Source organism: Neobacillus niacini NBRC 15566, assembly GCF_001591505.1.
Classification (GTDB): domain Bacteria; phylum Bacillota; class Bacilli; order Bacillales; family Cytobacillaceae; genus Neobacillus; species Neobacillus niacini.
On sequence record NZ_BCVA01000054.1, the window covers coordinates 1 to 18,017 of the forward strand.

The following is an 18,017-nucleotide window of genomic DNA, read 5'->3' on the forward strand; positions in this document are numbered from 1 at the left end:
ATTACTATCCTTGCACTCAGTGATCATCAAGACGAAAAGTTAATCTTATACTATCCTTTACACCGAACAAAAATAATTCTTCTAAAGCTTACCATTTTTCAAAAGTATTTGCAAGAAGACATAATCAAAACGATTATTGCCTCTCCTGAATTTTCGTACCTGGTTTCCAATTCTTATGTTGTTCTTATTATAAAATGCACAAATAAGGAGGGTTGGATTTCTAAACCTCCTTTAATTTTTTATATGGTATTTCGGGTTCACCTTTTTTTATTATCATATCTGTATTTAGCAAATCCCTATTTATTAATATTTATGCTACATAGTTTGTAATAAAAGGGTTTTTGTCCTATTTAATCCGTCTATCCTTGTCCGACAGCTCTGAATAAACTGTTTAGTGTCATAAGATAAAGGATATGGTTTACATGAAAAGAAGGGAATTTGATGAAAGAGGAAATCAAAATTTCTTTAGGGGTTCCGATAGAGACATACAAACTTTGGAATGGATAATGAGCAAGAATCAAGTTCGGAATTCCACATGGATAATCCGAGAAATAGAAATAAAGATGATAGACACGGTAATGTTGGGGGTGTAAACACTTCAACATGCCGACAACTTGCAGATATTATTGGCGGGATGGTAATCGCTGCAACTCCTGTTTGTGTAGTTCAACGTCTTCGCAATATTAATGCCACTAATTTAGGTCGTCGCACACGTTCTCCACTTGCACTTCCATTTGCACTTTCTTTTGAAGACAATAGAAATGGAAATACTCTTAATTTAGGGGAAACGGTTATCCTTCAGAAGAAATAAACCCATTCCTTTCGGCTCTTCGAAAAAGAGGGATTATCGTTACAGCTGTCCATAACCATTGGCTTTTTGATAATCCACGTTTAATGTACATTCATTGGGAGAATGTTGGCGATCCGTTTGAGTTTGCTCGAAATAGTATTGAAGCAGCGAGAGAAGCAGGGCTTTTTAAATAATAGTTGTTTTTTGATCTTTATTTGAACAGTATTTTCCAATTAAGAAATGTCGCTAATGGCAGTATATTTTTAGTATGAAAAATAAGGCTTACTATACAATTTATGAACCAAATCTCGTATAATAAGCCTTATTTAAATACATATCCTGATTCCTGTGGAATTATATAAAGTACGGACCTTGTATCATTTATTTATATGTATACACAAAAGTTAAGGACTTGACTAATAGGACAGTTGCTTGATTTCCTCATTAAAACGAACGTCGTTTTCTTCGATTACGCAAGAAAGCTGGGATATCCTGAGAATCCTCCGATTCTTCTGGGTGTTGCTCATATTTTAGAATTTCTTCGAAATGGATAATTGGTTCAGGTTCCTGATAGGAATGACGTTTTTCCATTTGATAGGTATGTGGCTTTTCCTTTATGGTTGGCTGTGAAGGTTTATGTACCTCGATTTCCTCTTTCTCTGTAAAACCTGTAGCAATGACGGTTATAATAATTTCGTCTGTTAAGTTTTCATTAATGACCGAACCGAATATCATATTTAATTCCTCATTAGAAGCCGATGCAACGATTTCAGCTGCTTCCTGTACTTCAAAAAGACTTAAATTGTTTCCGCCCGTAATATTCATAATGACACCATGTGCTCCATTGATAGAGGTTTCCAACAACGGACTATTTAATGCCTTTTCCGCTGCTTCTGTTGCACGATTTCTTCCTTCCGCAATACCAATTCCCATTAGTGCCGTTCCCTTGTGGGACATGACTGTTTTGACGTCTGCAAAATCAAGGTTAATTAAACCAGGCACTGCAATTAAATCCGATATCCCTTGAACCCCCTGGCGAAGTACATTATCTGCTTCCCGGAAAGCTTCAATCATCGGTGTTTTTTTATCTACAATCTCCAATAAGCGATCATTTGGAATAATGATTAATGTATCCACTGCTTCCCTCATCGCACTAATTCCATTTTCTGCGTTAACAGCACGCTTGTGGCCTTCGAATTTGAAAGGCCGTGTTACCACTCCAATCGTCAAGGCACCAAGCTTTCGGGCAATTCTCGCAATCTCAGGTGCTGCACCTGTTCCTGTACCACCGCCCATTCCTGCTGTAACGAAAACCATGTCGGCACCTTTTAACACTTCTTCAATCTGGTGCTTGCTTTCATCCACCGCTTTTCTTCCTATTTCCGGATTAGCCCCGGCACCTAAGCCTCTTGTTAAGTTGGAGCCGATTTGCATTTTGATGGCTGCTCTTGATTGCTTGATTGCTTGTGAGTCTGTATTAACCGCAATAAATTCTACACCGCCAACTCCATCCTCAATCATTCGGTTAACGGCGTTGTTTCCCCCGCCGCCTACACCGATTACTTTAATCGTGGCTAATTGGTCCATACTTGTATCAAATTCTAACATGGATATTCCTCCCGTTCCCCGAAATCCTACTTTTACACTACTTATAATCGTTCGGTAGTAAATCTATTATTTGATTTAGCAACGTTACTTCTTACCCCAAGTAAATACTAGAAAAATAATATAGTGTTTAGTCTACGGAACATTAAATTTATTGTCTAGTTAAGTGATACCTATTATTAAAGGCGCTAGCATGGGAAAATGCACCCCCCTTTATCATGCGAAAAGCAGTCATATTTTTCCTTATTGAAGGAATAAGGTCCTGTTTATTTTCAGGGTATTTCTATTGTTAAAGGAAGTTAACAGTCTAACTACAAATTGATTAATATCCTTTGGTTCGACAAATTTTGAAAAATCGCTTGTTATAATGGCTTTATAAATTAGAGGGATGAAGATAAGGAGGAATTATGGCAGAAATATTGCTTTATTTGGGTACATATCTCATCGTTGCTCTTGCTGTTGGCTGGCTCATTTCAATCGGTTTTGATCTTTTTTTAAAATGAAACTCAACTCATTCAATCATTCTGCTATCCTTCATCAACAGATCGCTTAAAACGTAATTTATCATGAAAAAAGCCAAAAGGCATCTGAATAGTCAGATGCCTCTTGGCTTACAGAATTGAAAATTAAACTGCTTGTTTCAAAGCTTGTATATGATTCACAGACATATCTTGAAGTTGAGATTCTAATTGAGCTAAATCAGCTTGATCTTTCTCCTTAAGTCGGTCAAAAATAACAACGGTAATGTAATAAGAACCTATAAAATAACTGATACACATCAACCAAGTAAGAAACATTGTATTTCCCCCTTTGTTATCATCTTAATGTTATTTTAAGGGATTTATCTCCCTTCAGATGTGATATGCATCACGAATATCCTTATTTTTTTCAGCTAGATGTTTCACATTTTTGTCAGTCCTATTACAAATCGTTTAGTCTTTGCTGGTTCGACAAATAATTAAAAATCAAATGTTATAATAACCTTAACTATATATTTACCATTAGTTGAAAGTAATAGAGGAGGCATGGGTATGGAGCAAATATATTCCCCTAGTCACGTACAAGAATTGCTTGGCATAGACAGCAATACATTACGAAAGTATGCCACTCTATTAGAAAGACACGGGTATCCAATCCACCGGAATAGTAGAGGGCACCGTGGATACTTTGATAAGGATATCAACACGATTCGAAAATTCATAGATTATAGCAGCCAAGAAGGTATGACTTTGGAACTTTCAGTACAAGCCATAATGATATCGAGTTCTGATGAAAATAAAGCAATTACCATTACGGATGAAAATCTTGCATTAACTGAACCAGACAAAGAAATGCCGTTGAAGCAGGATACAAATGATTTAAATGAATTAATGGAACGGATCGAAAATTTAGAGCGCATCAACATGGATTTGATTAAACTACTAAAGGAGAAAGCTGTACGGGAAGCGTATTTAGAAGATAAGATGAACCAGATATTAAAGTATGTGGAACGAACGGAGCAACTAGTAGAGGCGCGTAGTAATTTCATGTTGGAAGAAACAAGTATGCAAATAGCAGCTGCACAGCAACGGAAATGGTGGCAGTGGTGGAAATAAACAACGTCATTCTTGATGGAATGGCGTTGTTTTCTTAATTCTTTGTAATCTATTAGATTTATGTTGTTCAAAATCCCACACCGATAAAAATTTCTTTGTGGAAGTATAACCTGATTGATACAGAAAATCGATTTCCTCCTTATTAAGATTAAAATCAGTTGCATTAATATCCCCTGTTGGGATTTTTATTGTGCGCTCTAGTGTATCTTCATTCAAATGTCGCAGGTCATGGGCTTGAAGCATCGTTTTAAATATATTTTTGAAAAGGTGCAGCGGCGTTGGTATTACTGGGTCTATACTTACTTTATCTTTTACAAAGCGGAAACCGAACGTTGGAAACCTAGGGTCTGGCGTATCAAAAATCCAAATGGGGAAGTTACTCAGCAAACCGCCATCTAATATGTAGGATGTGTTTCGATCCTTTGACTTCCAAATAACAGGACGGTAGAAAAATGGAATCGACGCACTCATCATTACCGCAGTTGAAACCTTCAAATCTGCAGGAGTCATTCTATAGCGCTCTAAATCATCCGGCAAAACAAGCATTTGGCCATTCGAAACATCAGAAGCGATGATCTTTAACTTTCCATTTGGTAGATCTGCAAATGTTTTTATCCCTTTTTTTAAAAGAAGTGAATCTACCCAGGCTTCTAAATAATCATTTTTATAGATACCAAGATGAAACAGTAATTCGAGTAAGCTGCCGACAATGGGGATTCGGTTCATGAAAGTCCTGCCTCGGAGCTTAGAAAAATCTAGTTCACTCAAAAACTTTTTAATTTCATTGCTTTTATAGCCGCTTGCCAAAAGAGCGGCGATTACGGCTCCCGCTGAGGTTCCAGCTATCCTTTGCCATTCTACCTTTTCCTCTTCCATTGCCTGAATGGCTCCGACAAAAGCAATTCCCCTTGCTCCGCCGCCTTCAAAAACAGCATCTGCTCGCAACTAGATTCACCTCTTCTTCTGATATATATATTTTAAAATACAAAGGTCTTTCATGTGCTATTTTTACTACGAAACAAAATCCATTATATATTGGTTAGTTGACCATGTACGAGTTCTTTATCTAGTTCACGTACTTGATCATAAGCGTGCAACATTTGTTCAGGCACCAATGTTCTCCCATACACCCAAGCATTTCTTTCTATCTCCATTTTAAGCTTTGCTATTTCGTAGTCTTCACCGTACATTAAGGTCCTTAAATCATATTTGTTTTTCTTATAATCCAAATAATAGCCAATCACATGATAAAGAATAATTTTAACCAAGTTTTCCTCAGTCTCTTTCATTCTAATTTTATTGATATAACCGTTAACTTGAAGGTAATTAAATTTTATTGTATTTGTCGAAATGTTAAAACTCATAGGTACAGTGAGTTTATTGTTAATTTCATAATTAATATCTAAATTGTGCTTTTCTAAAGTTTCATCAATGATTTTCTCAATATTCCTGATATAAAGCATCATTTAACACTTCCCTTTACCTGTATACATCTATTATCTGAATATTCCTAGACTCTTCTATTTTACAAATAGGAATGAAAACTATAAAGCTATAATACCAAAATTTAATAGACACATAATAAAACAAATCTAGATACCTATATTGTTACTGACAAATTGGGGAATAATCCCTATAAAAAAAAGCGTCCAGCACCTTGGATGATAAACTTAAACATTCATCAGTGCGAGACACTTTTTGGTGCAATTGATATTTCGTTTTGTTAAAACTATTTAATGGTTCCTTTAAAAATTAAAAATAACGAGACAAGTAATAATGCCAAACCTGAAATGCGGTACCAATCAATTGGAATTCGTTGATTTGTAAAGACTCCAAAATGATCAAGCGTTACACTAATAAATAACTGTCCAACAATGACGGCAGTGATGGCAGAGGCAACTCCAATTTTTGGTACGATGGCAACCATAATAGAAACATAAACAACTCCAAGCGCTCCACCTAGCAGCTGCCATTTTGATACGTCTGTTACTTTTAATAAATCCCCTTTTCCTGCAAAAATAACGAGTAATAAGAGAATGATTGTCCCGATAAAAAAAGAAACAAAAGAAGCCTCTATTACTCCGATTCTTTTTCCCAATACACCATTTATCCCTGCTTGCAGCCCAATACAAGTACCGCCAATAATGGCTAATAATAAATAAAAAAACATATACATGATTAATTCCACCTATCCACCTAAGGAAAAAACCAAAGGGTTGATTAGTAATAAAAGTATTCATCTAGCTGACTGGCTAAAACATTATCGCACATCTTGTTTAAAAAAGGATGTGATTGATACAAAATAAACTAAAAGTACTTGGGGTGGCAAATGAGTATAACATTTATATGGGAATCGATCATTTTACTTTTTATAAGCACCATTCTCCTTAGGATTGCAGGAAAAAAATCAGTTGCTCAAATGTCAAGTCTGGAGATTATCATTACTTTAGCAATAGGAACAACGATGGGCCACGCGATTAGAGAACATACATTTTGGCAAGTATTAGTTATATTAACTATTTTTGTGCTTTATTTAATTTTTGTTCAATTTCTTCAGTTAAAGTTAAACTTCTTAAAACGTTATTTAACTGGTAATGCAACAGTGGTAATTCGGAATGGCCAAATCATCGTTGATAGCTTAAAAAAATTACGTATGACAACTGACCAATTAGAAATGAAATTACGGCAAAAAGGCATTGCTTATATTTGTGATGTAAAAACCGCCACGATTGAATCGGATGGCGGATTAGGTTATGAACTAATGGAACATATTCAACCAATTACACGGAAAGAGTTTTTACAAATGAATATGGAATATCGAAATGATAATTTACACTCAAGCGAAGAAAATAAACAAGGTAATTTATTTAATAAAATACCTGATATTAAATAAATTACCAGTAACGGTGTCACATAGAAGGAATTTAAAATCCCCGTGTATGTATCGGGGATTTAAAGTCACAATACTAAAGACCTTTAGTTCTCTGCAAAAACTCTGGAGCAAAATCAATATTTTTGAGCCAAATACTCTCTTTTGCATCTAATGCATCCTTTAACCATACATCTCCTTTAAGCTCCCTCCCCTTTTTGCGAAACCAGGTTATATATGATCCAACTACCTGAGGATCTCTATCCAGTTCATTATCCCTTGGAAAAGTGATTTGCTGTTGTTCTTCTGATTTAATATTAATCGCATATAGTGCTGTAAACATAGTAGGGACAGGTCCTTTGTTCCACGCCTTATTCTCTTTTGCACGAGCAACAATTACCTTATCCGAAGAGAGCCATTCTAAATCAAGGTCAACGAAGCCTTTAGGTGTATATTCCTTTTGTTGTAATGAACTTGGCATATCAGCAATTTTTGTTTTTTTGTTTTCAACGAAAAATCTTCCTTCTCCTGAGATATAGGCGAGTTGATTAGCTGAAACTGACCACTTGATCCAATCTTTATACCATAGCATCTTTCCAACTGCTTGAAATTGATCACCTTTTGATGATAAAACACACAAGGTATTGCTATCATTGGACCAGGAAGCAGTAGGCATCGCTAAAAAACTAACCCACTTTCCATCAAAACTCCATTTAAAATAGTCAGCAGAAATTGCAAACAAATCAGATTCATTCGTTTGTATCGTATAAAAAGGCTTTATTTTCTTTACATCCAGATTTGCGTTGACAGGAATTCTAAACAGGTGAACAGGTCCCCATCCAGTGGGAAGTAAATTGGCTTGGGAGGAAACAATAAATTCCTTCCCATTCGGAAACCATTCAAAATCACGAACACCTAAAGAGACATTTTTAAATCCATGTGGCCGGCCATTCTTTTCTTTCGTAATATTCAATACACCGCCGGAATTGTAGGCTAGTTGATTTTTTAGCGGGGACCACTTAAAATCGGATGTTTGAATGGTTGTATAAGGCTGATAACTTTCTTTTTCCTTCGTATCATATATAAATAAATTTGATTTCTCCCCTTGTTCATCACCATCAATATACGCAATAAAACGTCCATCATATGACCATTTTGGAGAACTTACATATTGTCCTCTTGTGAGTTGAACCTCTTCCTCGCCCTTTTTTAGCCATAGTTGATGGTCACGGATAAATGCAGCGGTAAATGGAACTTCGGCACGGACCATCGTTGAATAATGAAAACAGATGAAGATTAATAGAAGTAAAACTCGAAAACCCATAATCAATCCCTCCTAGTCATAGGATATCCTGATTATGGGTGTGGATTCGCGAATAGCTCGGGGGACTTACAATTTATTGCGGCGACTTATAGTACCATTTTCCGCTTCTCAACAAACTATGTACCTCTCCACTCTTTTCAAGGTATATAAGTCGTGCAATAGTGGCCATTAAGGGGGCAAAGAATTTGGTTTTACTAAGCGAACCGTAAATGTCCTGGCAAATTTGCCACGCTGTTTTTTCTTCGTTTTCAACAAAATGTAAGATCTGCTGGAGGCGATACTTGTGGCTCCCGATCATTTCGTCTATTCGATCATTTAAGTTGTTGATGAGTACACCATGACCAGGGAGAGCTAGCTTGGCAGGATATGCTTTTAGGTTTTCCAGCGAAGTGAAGTTATCTTTTATTGGATTCACATCGTCCTCTGACCATAGCGCTACGATCGGTGAAAGTCCAGCTAGCACATGATCTCCTGTCAACATCACCTCCTGGTTTTGATTATAAAAACAGAAATGGTCATAAGAATGACCTGGCGTCCAAATCGTTTCATATCTATCGTTTCCTAGCATGATAGATTGCTGATTTTCAAATATTCCATCAGGTTCAAACTCATAGGCAGCAGCTTCTGAATTACCCAAATTTTGAGATATTTCAGGACAATCATGTGATTTTAAAAAATGATGCAGCCAATTAACCCTACGATGGTTTCGTCTTCTCTGTAATTCTTGATAACCTAAACTTGAAATAAGGACAGGAACGTCGTGATGGTCCTGAAACCATCTAGCAAGTCCACAATGGTCTGGATGAGCATGTGTTAACACTAATTTTTCAACAGTGATTCCTGATGATATGGTTTTCTCCCAAATATCGATTGATTCCTTTGCTTCACTACCTGTATCGACAATCGTAAATCCGTTCTCTCCTCTGAATAAGTAACTATTCATTTCAAACATGCCAAACGGATACCGAACAACTAGTTGATAAATATCCTCTGAGATTTTTATTAGCGTTGGATACTGGTCCATCTAGTAGAACCTCCTCTAACTTCAATGTAGATTGTAAGGTCTTTTGATGAAAATATTCGCTTAGTGACCAAAAAATAGGTCTATATTTCATTCATTTCCTTAATCATAAAACGTTAATAATTGCGCTGGCAAGCATTCTTTTCTAAGTGTAGAGTAAGTTTATCTATTTCGCGTCTAGAACGTCCCTAAATAAAGTTTGTTTTTCTTAAAACTATATAATAAAATAACGACATTTCTACGTAACTAGTAGAAATGCCGTATATAAAAAAGTTGATCTTTATTTTTGTTTATTCACCTAATTAAATTTACACAGCCTTGAATAAGTAATACTAACTACTCAAACCTCCGATTAACCAAGGCCGTGGTCGATAGGGACCAATCGGAATTTGAATTAGGCTCGTTTTTCCTTGCGGTTCCATCCTGTAAATTTCATCACACAGGTTGGAATCATATCCAAGGAGAGGGTGCCCTCCCATTCCACTGGCTCCTGCCGATAAGAGTAATCGTTGCACGAGCATACCTGCCTCCATTTGTTGGATTCGATATCCTCTGTATCCAAGTGTAGTTTTATAGTAATCCTTTACTCCTGTGATATGAATGCAGAGTGGTACTTGGAGCAAATTTACATTATATAACGACATACCAGATTGCAGCAGGAGTCGATGATCTCCTAGATTTACAGGACGTAATTGATGAGAAGTGCTGTCATATTGATACGCACCATTAGGAATTCCTTCAACATTATACAAGCAGACATTTAGTGAGACACGAGGCTCATTTTTCTGATAGACAGCCTCCAAATCATTACGATACAAAAAGGAATCCATTGCTCCGCGTAAGAGATTTGCCATTTCGAGTGGACTTACCTTTCCCAATATGAAATCCATATCAGGAGAAAATCGCTTTCGACAAACGGATCCTAGGTCATACGACTGCCTCTCCGCATGTGGCAGAGTTACCGCTTGACCCTCAAAACACTCCTTTTTATCAGCCTCAATCAACTGAAACTTCGTTGTGGAATCCAACATGGACACTTCATTTAACTTGGTTAACATCAGATACTCTTTAAGCCTTTGTGACTTTACATAGTGATGGGGATGAATCGGTGTTAATTCTCGACACAACTCTGCAGCGGAAACCATTCTGTCTTTTTCACTCCCGTTGGCTGACCAAATGGTTGGTTCCACGGAAAGCGGAATGACACCATACACGCTCTCTTCTTTTTCGGTTAATCCAAGCAAATGATTCATAGCCCGATCTAGAAATTGGAAGTATACGCCCGATTCGAAGCCAAATCGTTTTGACACTTCCAATAATTGTCCAATTAATACACCCGCATCCAATCCCTGCAATCGGTAAGAAAAGTTATTGTATTTGAAAAAGTTTTTCCAAAACATGGTCGATATAAAAACCGTTCCAAAACAGGCTGGAATTTCACAACGATTACCAAGTGCCCTAGCAATATAGGAGTCGAAATTCCCTTCTCGCAGTAATACTAAGCGATGGTGTGCCACATCATAATGATACACACCAACTGGCAAATCCTCGATTTTCAAATATACGTATAATTCGTTTGGATACAGAGCACCGCCCGAGGGAGCAAACCTCCTGTATGATTGCATAAGGTCTTGTGTTTTCTCAGTTGAATCTAAGCTAAAGACAGATTGGCTAAATTGAGTAAGGCCGTAAACATACCAAAGAAAATGACCTATTTTACTTAGGTTCGGTGTGGCGGGTTGTTCCTGTCCTTCAAGTGTTAGTGGTACTTCTAGAGATAAAGGAAACACAGGCAATCCGCGGTATAGTTTATACGGAAGCGGTTTATCTTCCCAATCCACTTCCCAATTGGGTATGCTTGCCTTCTCAATATCAAAATGCAGATGGTGCAGAAACTCATCTAGACTCATACTCTATCCTCCTAGTGTTGCGTTTATGGAAACGGATGAGGATGTGGATTGAGCTGTTCAGCTTTCAGCGGTTCATTGGAATATCCAAGTTCCATAGGTACCTTGAATATCCTCTCCAGCCCTGTTACGCGAGTTAGGTGATGTCCGAATGTCATCGGCAGCATCCCGGGTATAAGTACTTTTACACAATAGAGTCCGTTTCGGCTTGTTTCTGGTGTCGTTTGGTCCACTACAATTACATCGAGGTTTTTTCGACGAAAAACTTGAAGAATTTCCCGAAGATCTTCGGTAAGATCTAAATGTTCTGAATTCCACTGTAATTCTAAGTGAAACGGTCGCAATGGACGATTTTCGTCCAACAAAAACTGCAGGCGCTCTTCAGCTTCCGGCAAACCATACAGCATTCCATGATCATCCATTTGCTGCACTAAGGAAGAATCATGGAACATTCTCACATACTCCTCCTGGTTTGCCTCTAATTTCTCGTCCAACGACAGCATCATACCAGTTAACTCGTGAACCGCTGTTTTTACTGCTCGTATCGGGTCCAAATGAGATCCGGCCGCACAGATAAGATTCATTCCTTTTTCCTTTCGATTTTTCGCTATGGCCAAAATACTTGGAATTCCGTGCTCCATAGTAGAGTTATACAAATATAAATCATATCCCGCGACAGCACGCATTCGTTCAATCATTAACTGAAGCTCTTGGTCGTCAATGGCGGCAGGGTCCAGCCGAGGGAGTGGCATCTGTGCGTACCAAGTCATCAGGAACGAATCTCGTTCCACCACTTCCATAATCCCATAGAAAATGGCCTCTTCTAGACTTCCGCCCAACGCACATCCATTGGACGTCTCATAGACAAATCCTCGTGATCCGCAGCCCAAACTATAATAGGCAAGCAGCTGTGGAACCAGAATCGGACGCTCCTGCAAAAACGAATATCCCCATACCCAATCAATCGGGCGATCTGGATCAAATTCTGTAAATGGAAAACCAGGTCTCTCATACTGTTCTTTTGCGTGTACTCCAACCTCAATCGGATTGAGTGCTTGATTTTTCAAATGGTTATAACTGTCATGAACCACAGTCCGTTTTCCACGCGGCTCAAGTCCACAGTACCGCTCCAATCCTTCCAAAATAGCCGTTAATTCACTTACAGCGAATGAGTTCGTACGGCCTGCTGTTCGCTCGTCACCCTCGAATAATGGCAAATTGACACTGACATCTGCAAATGTATGCACGAGATTAACCATTTTATCATTCATAAGGCCTGTGCGCTGATCCAAATAGTCTTTAACGAGAACATTATTCAGGTCATCTAACGAACGGCTGCGATAACTGTCACTGGTAAGCTTCGGACTTTGCTGCAAAGTAATTTGAGCATTTACTAGTGAATCGTCAGGTAATTGACTACATATCTGACACAAGGAAACGGGCAAAAACCTGTGCCAGGAACTTTTCAACGTTTTCAGATTGATAAAACATACCTTTTCTTCAGATTGTGCCTGCTTCCCTTTGAGTATTCTTCGGACCTCATCCACGACCAGGTGGGATAGGTGTAAAAGACCTGTACGAGATGCCCAAGCTTCCTGCTGTATTCCAGCTGTTAACTCCAACCTTTTTTGTATCTCCCACATCTCATTCCGGTCGTGTCCTGTCATTAGACGCCTCATATCCGAACATCGTGAACACCCTTGCCTGCTGGGGCGAACTAGCGGTCCTATTACACCTTCACCAAAAGTAACAAAACCTCTCAACCAAGGTGTATTGGTTTGACGAAACACCTCTTCTGCTTTTTGATGAACGGAGGGATTCCATTCGTCATGTAATACCAATGCCAAATCAACACTACCGGGCACGATTGCCCCAAAATCAGTTTGGCGAAATACCAAGTATTGAGAAGAAAGTTCTTCACACATGTGGTCTGCCAGCAGTCCTTCTCCTACGACCAATATGACAGCACTCACGTTAATCCCTCCTCTTGAACCAATACCCCAAATATCCCTGCCAATCCTTCCTTCAAAAAGGGTTCTAGTTCTAATTCATATATAGACAACTGCTTTCCGTTCCGTTTCAAGATTTCCATGGCATTCAGCAAGTCCTCAGTTTGTATCCTCTCTTCACATCCAGGTATTTCAATGCTTTTCGGCACATTTTCATCCAGTATCATGGATGAAACCTCCAATGATCGTGCCAACAAGTATTCTTCTTTATTTTGCACAGTGCTAATTGCCTGTTGCAGCGCATTTCGTAATGCCAATGTGATATTCAAATCGGCACTGCCATACCATCCGTCGTTGGTACCAATCCACACAACTGGGAATCCAGACACTTCCTCGCCAATCCCTATCGTAGGTGCTCCCCGTAACGTGGACAGTGCCTTCAAATAAAACTGACAGCGTTCATCTTTTACCGTACTTAACTGCACCGGGAGGATGGAATAATTCTGTGCAAGACTTTGAATGATCAACTCCTCATCCAAATATCTTTGCAATCCTCGACAAACACCTTCCGCGAAAGTTTCACCTGCTCCAACCACCACTTCCGGAGGCAGCTCGAGGGAACCGACCATTTGTGATACATACGATTCTATTCCGGACAACCCAGCTTCCCTCCTTGCCTCCTCATGTGTCAGACCTGTACAGACGATATCATCTAACAGTTCAGATGGCCCCTCTGCCAATGGGTTGACTGCTTGGACTCGACACTGAGATAACGGGAGCTGACTTAAATCCCCCTCCTCCCAAGTATGGAAAATTCCAGATACCTTTGAAGTCATCTGGTTGAAGGCAAGAAGTAATTTACCCGGATCCCCTCTGTCCGTTCCTTTTGCTAGTCGCATTTCTAAATCTTCAACCATTCTAGATGATGGTTGTCCTGTCACCAATGGATGAGGCATGAATGTATGCCAATCACCTTCTAACGTTTCAAAATCTTGAAGAAAGACTTTATTCTTCGGTTCCTTTTCCGAGACACCCGTAATGTTTTTAAATAGCTCAAATACGATAACATTAGCCAACATTGCTCCTGCTGTTGAAGAAAATTCGGAAGATGGCTGATCTTTGTAGAGAGCCGATTGGTGAATACGACGCCATGCTGACTCCCAACACCCCTCTGAGTCTGGATGTACTAAGGGACCAGCTAGACCCGCCTGCTCTAAACAGATAGCAGGGAGAAACACTTTCTTCTCTTCTTTGCTAACCCTATGTAGAAGACGGAGTTCCTCTACATCGTCCTTTTGTGCAACATACAAAATATAATCAAAAGGTTTTATCATCTCCTGCCATGTACTTTGATTGTTTCGCAGGACCTCCTCTATCTCCACTTCACCGTCTGTTTTACGGACATGCTCCACAAGATCCATCAATCGCCTTCTATTTGTTTGAACACTGTCCTTGATTAGAATATGGAACTTCGCTAATCCAGAATCAAGCAGGGAAGAAACCAACGATACAAAAAAAGGACCGGATCCCACTGCCAATACTTTCGCCTGACGATAGGACTGAAAATGGAAAGCTCCTGAACCAATCAAATTATCTACAAATTCAATTTGAGAAGCATACTTTTTTAAAACCTGCTCCTTCAATTGATGTGAACGATCTTGGCTCACATCTCGAACAAACCCATTTCGATATAGTGCCTCTGCAATTTCATAGACTCTATTTCGGTAAGGTCCTTGCAAACCGGTTGTCAAATTTTCCAAGGTGTGCTCGCCATTAAACATTGGTATCAATTTTTCAACCCATTGATCAATCATACTGCCTTCCATACGGAACGAACTTACATTGTTCCGAAAATACACACCTCTGTTGGGGTCAGGGAGAAAAAACGTATCCCTATTGACTTTCAGACGCATAGAAGGGTTCATATTCGTCATTGCGCTCCTCCTTAGCCGTAATTTACCTCTTATTTAATTATCATCACTATCATCCTATGTATCTCAATTTGTCCCTTATGTTAATTCTGTAGAGAAAAGCCCCAACAAACATTGTTGGGGCTTACTCTTTCCATTTTTAAGTTGAAATGTCTTACAAATCGAAAGCTATCAACCGCCGCAACGATGGCCTCCGCCACCACAACGACCGCCACCTCCACAGAAATGCCCGCCGCCACAATTATGGCAGCGATGTCCGCCGCAATGATGGAAGCAATTAAAGCAATTGAAACAATTAAAGCAGTTAAAGCAGTTAAAGCAGCTAAAGCAGCTAAAGCAACTAGAACATCGATGGAAACCACCAACACCGCCAAAACCACCGATACCGCCAATTCCACCAACACCGCCAATACCACCAAATCGAGTAGGATCAGAATAGTACATGCTTGGGTCAAAAGGAACGGCCTCGGTCGTTTGGAAATCCCCAAGACTTAACCCCTGGAGTTGACTTTGGAAATCATTCATTTTCAATACCTCCTTATATATTTAAACAAGGGCACAGCAACTTTAAACGGGCACAGTACAACTAGAAAATAGGTAAATACCGCTATACCTTCCTCAACAAAATATGTACAATGGGTGGGTATTGCTACTCATATAAAAGCCTATTTTTTTTTAGCCTTTAAGGTTGGTCTGGATAAATAGGAAAAGAGGCCAGTTATGGATAACAGGATCCGTTTCTTATCGCCAAACGAGCAATTTGTAAAGGGAAATGTAAACTAAAATGTAGTATGGTTTGCATTTTAAAGGGCAGGGTGAACTGAAAATGACGAAGTTACAAATTATCTCCGCAGGTTTGAGAATAAGGCGGAGAATTTACTGCTAATGAATATAGGGAAGCTTAAGGAGTGGGTGTAAGCGGAGAAATTCCGGTTAACTGGTCAATATAAGGTAAAATTCAAGGATTTTGACTATATAAACGGAAAAACTCCCCTTATTCTTAAGGAAATTTGGCGATTTCCAAAGTTAGCCGGAATTTTTCCGTTTATTTTTCATTTGTAGTGAGAGCAACAATCAGTTATAACAAAGTTTTATCTAAATTACTGTATATACCATACAATTTTAAGGTCATTTTACATTACATATTTAATGTTTGCGATAGTTAACGGAACCCGTTAGGAATTGGACCTCTATTATTCTATAAATCATTTACATAAGATTCTGGATAGACATCCCTAACTCATAACCAGTCCACCATCGACATAAAGTGTCTGTCCTGTCACAAACTGACTCCATTCGGAAGATAAGAACAACACTGGTCCTACAATATCCTCCGGTTGTGCGATTCTTCTTAGCGGGGTTTGAGCAATAATCATTTCTTTTATTTCTTCTCTTGTTTGTCGGCTTGCATCGGTTGGATACACCAAACCAGGTGCAATACAATTCACTCTAATTCCGAAGGCTCCTAGTTCAACTGCCAAATTCCGGCTAAAACCGATTAAGGCAGATTTAGCCGTAGTATAGTCATGATAAGGAATGAGTGGTCGCTCTACCAAGTTTGTTACCATATTAACAATGCTTCCTTTTGTTTGTTTTTTCATCAAGGGAATCGCTTGTTGACATACATAGTAAGTAGATTTAACTGCTCCATCGATTTGATCCTGATAGTCTCCCCATGTTAATTGCGAGAACATCTTTCGTGTATCGGGATTAAACACATAGGGTTTAAAGGCATTATTGACGACCACATCTATATTACCAACTTCGAGTTCAATTTCCTCCATCATTCTTATGACGTCCGATTCAGATGTTACATCTGCTTGAATCGCCCATGCTTCACCGCCACGCTCAATACAAGAAGCAACCGTTTCTTCAGCGGCTCCTTGATTTTGAACATAATTAACAATGACTGTTGCCCCTTCTGCAGCAAAACCTCTCGCGATGGCGGCACCAATTCCTCTGCTTGAACCTGTTACTAATACGGTTTTATTTTCAAATTTTTTCACATTGTCCCCCTATTTAATGAAGTCTTCAACGATAAAATCAGACATATGTAAATCCTCTTCAATTAAACCTAATTGTTTATAGCTATCGGCACCCTGTTGTAAGACATCCGTTTCTAATGCCCCTAAGCCTCTGTCGCTTGTTGCTTGTGAAATACTAGCTTCGTTCCGCAATTTAATAATCTCTCTATTATGATTTTTATCCTTACCATCAATCGCATGTTTTACGGCTAAAGCAGCAGCTTCCTCCGGTTCGTTCATCATCCACTCCGCACTCATTTGATAGGCTTCAACAAACTTTTTCAGCATATCCTTTTTCTCATTGTACGTTTTTTCGGTCACCACAAAGAGATCACTTGGAACATTCAGATAATCTTTTACCTCAAGGACATTTACATCTGCCAATCCCTTTTCCCTTGCGGTTACTAAGCCCGTGTCCGTTGCAGCTGTTGCATCCACCTGACCCTGCATCAGCGGGGCAAAATTCAACAGACCTGTTTCAACAATCGTAACGTCCTTTTCGGTAAGACCGGCTTGGTTTAATAGAACCAGAAGATTTTGTCTCGTACCACTCGAAAGGCTATATACACCGATCTTTTTGCCTTTCAGGTCCTCTGGTTTCGTGATATTACTTTCTTTTAAAGAAACGACATTGAATACGTTTTGCGGATAGATATTATAAATGACCTTTAACTTCTCCCCTTGATTTAAGGCAAAGTAGAGTGAGCCTGGATCGGTAAAGGCGATATCAGCCTTACCTGAGAGGATATTTTTGATGGCGTCTCCGCCCCCTGCCCCCGGTATAAATTCAACATCTAACCCCGCGTTTTTAAAAAAATCTTTTTCCTCACTTACAAGAAGGTTCGTTTGTTCTGCTATCGGCTGACTCCAGCTTGCCATTTTTACTGTTTCTAATTCTGTTTTTGTAGCGGCTTGCTGATTATTTTTTGAACCACAAGCCGTTAACAATAATACGAGGATCATAACAGCTACTGTAATACTTCGTTTCAATTTCATTTGTAA

The 18,017-nt window shown here is 39.0% G+C and carries 15 protein-coding genes and 1 pseudogene; 3 read left to right on the forward strand and 13 right to left on the reverse strand.

Annotated elements, in window-relative coordinates; genetic code table 11:
* Window positions 1-634 precede the first annotated feature (634 nt).
* Window positions 635-984 (forward strand): annotated as a pseudogene (locus BANA01_RS25130) (DUF1259 domain-containing protein).
* Between the two features lie 250 nt (window positions 985-1,234).
* Here the strand turns inward: BANA01_RS25130 and ftsZ are convergent.
* Together ftsZ and BANA01_RS29730 are read right to left on the reverse strand one after the other, a co-directional pair.
* Window positions 1,235-2,398, reverse strand: coding sequence for a cell division protein FtsZ (gene ftsZ / locus BANA01_RS25135; RefSeq protein WP_034674709.1), 1,164 nt, complete (start codon window positions 2,396-2,398; stop codon window positions 1,235-1,237).
* A gap of 623 nt (window positions 2,399-3,021) precedes the next feature.
* Entirely contained in the window at window positions 3,022-3,192 is a 171-nt protein-coding gene (locus tag BANA01_RS29730; RefSeq protein ID WP_157411890.1) for a hypothetical protein, read from the reverse strand.
* A 234-nt stretch (window positions 3,193-3,426) separates the two neighbouring features.
* Here BANA01_RS29730 and BANA01_RS25140 point away from each other — a divergent pair, with 234 nt between their 5' ends.
* A complete protein-coding gene (locus BANA01_RS25140) occupies window positions 3,427-3,990 on the forward strand; it encodes a MerR family transcriptional regulator (protein ID WP_052106351.1) in 564 nt (187 codons plus the stop codon).
* Between the two features lie 6 nt (window positions 3,991-3,996).
* Here BANA01_RS25140 and BANA01_RS25145 read toward each other — a convergent pair whose 3' ends face one another.
* From BANA01_RS25145 to BANA01_RS25155, 3 genes are all read right to left on the reverse strand, one after another.
* Window positions 3,997-4,935, reverse strand: coding sequence for a patatin-like phospholipase family protein (locus tag BANA01_RS25145; protein ID WP_034674712.1), 939 nt, complete (start codon window positions 4,933-4,935; stop codon window positions 3,997-3,999).
* An 83-nt stretch (window positions 4,936-5,018) separates the two neighbouring features.
* On the reverse strand, window positions 5,019-5,456 hold the full coding sequence (locus tag BANA01_RS25150) for a hypothetical protein (protein ID WP_326161071.1): 438 nt from the start codon (window positions 5,454-5,456) through the stop codon (window positions 5,019-5,021).
* A 263-nt stretch (window positions 5,457-5,719) separates the two neighbouring features.
* On the reverse strand, window positions 5,720-6,166 hold the full coding sequence (locus BANA01_RS25155) for a DMT family transporter (RefSeq protein ID WP_235847233.1): 447 nt from the start codon (window positions 6,164-6,166) through the stop codon (window positions 5,720-5,722).
* 153 nt (window positions 6,167-6,319) lie between these two features.
* On the opposite strand from BANA01_RS25155, the gene BANA01_RS25160 reads away from it, so the two are divergent.
* On the forward strand, window positions 6,320-6,883 hold the full coding sequence (locus tag BANA01_RS25160) for a DUF421 domain-containing protein (RefSeq protein ID WP_034677059.1): 564 nt from the start codon (window positions 6,320-6,322) through the stop codon (window positions 6,881-6,883).
* Between the two features lie 73 nt (window positions 6,884-6,956).
* Here the strand turns inward: BANA01_RS25160 and BANA01_RS25165 are convergent, their stop codons facing one another.
* The 8 genes from BANA01_RS25165 to BANA01_RS25200 all read right to left on the reverse strand — a co-directional run bounded on the left by BANA01_RS25165 (window position 6,957) and on the right by BANA01_RS25200 (window position 18,011).
* A complete protein-coding gene (locus BANA01_RS25165; protein WP_034677061.1) occupies window positions 6,957-8,183 on the reverse strand; it encodes an eIF2A family protein in 1,227 nt (408 codons plus the stop codon).
* A 73-nt stretch (window positions 8,184-8,256) separates the two neighbouring features.
* Window positions 8,257-9,207: an MBL fold metallo-hydrolase gene (locus tag BANA01_RS25170; RefSeq protein WP_034677064.1), complete on the reverse strand. Its 951-nt coding sequence runs from the start codon at window positions 9,205-9,207 to the stop codon at window positions 8,257-8,259.
* 329 nt (window positions 9,208-9,536) lie between these two features.
* Complete coding sequence (locus BANA01_RS25175) at window positions 9,537-11,114, reverse strand: SagB family peptide dehydrogenase (RefSeq protein WP_034677066.1); 1,578 nt, start codon at window positions 11,112-11,114, stop codon at window positions 9,537-9,539.
* A gap of 23 nt (window positions 11,115-11,137) precedes the next feature.
* Window positions 11,138-13,084 carry a TOMM precursor leader peptide-binding protein gene (locus BANA01_RS25180; RefSeq protein ID WP_034677067.1) on the reverse strand — a complete coding sequence of 649 codons (1,947 nt, stop codon included), beginning with the start codon at window positions 13,082-13,084 and terminating at the stop codon, window positions 11,138-11,140.
* Entirely contained in the window at window positions 13,081-14,994 is a 1,914-nt protein-coding gene (locus BANA01_RS25185) for a putative thiazole-containing bacteriocin maturation protein (protein ID WP_034677069.1), read from the reverse strand. The genes BANA01_RS25180 and BANA01_RS25185 overlap by 4 nt, the downstream gene beginning before the upstream one ends.
* Window positions 14,995-15,162: 168 nt before the next feature.
* Complete coding sequence (locus BANA01_RS25190) at window positions 15,163-15,516, reverse strand: heterocycloanthracin/sonorensin family bacteriocin (RefSeq protein ID WP_082799672.1); 354 nt, start codon at window positions 15,514-15,516, stop codon at window positions 15,163-15,165.
* 710 nt (window positions 15,517-16,226) lie between these two features.
* Window positions 16,227-16,997, reverse strand: a complete 771-nt coding sequence (locus BANA01_RS25195) for an SDR family oxidoreductase (protein WP_034677076.1) — start codon at window positions 16,995-16,997, stop codon at window positions 16,227-16,229.
* Between the two features lie 9 nt (window positions 16,998-17,006).
* Window positions 17,007-18,011 carry an ABC transporter substrate-binding protein gene (locus BANA01_RS25200; RefSeq protein ID WP_174524444.1) on the reverse strand — a complete coding sequence of 335 codons (1,005 nt, stop codon included), beginning with the start codon at window positions 18,009-18,011 and terminating at the stop codon, window positions 17,007-17,009.
* Window positions 18,012-18,017: the final 6 nt, after the last annotated feature.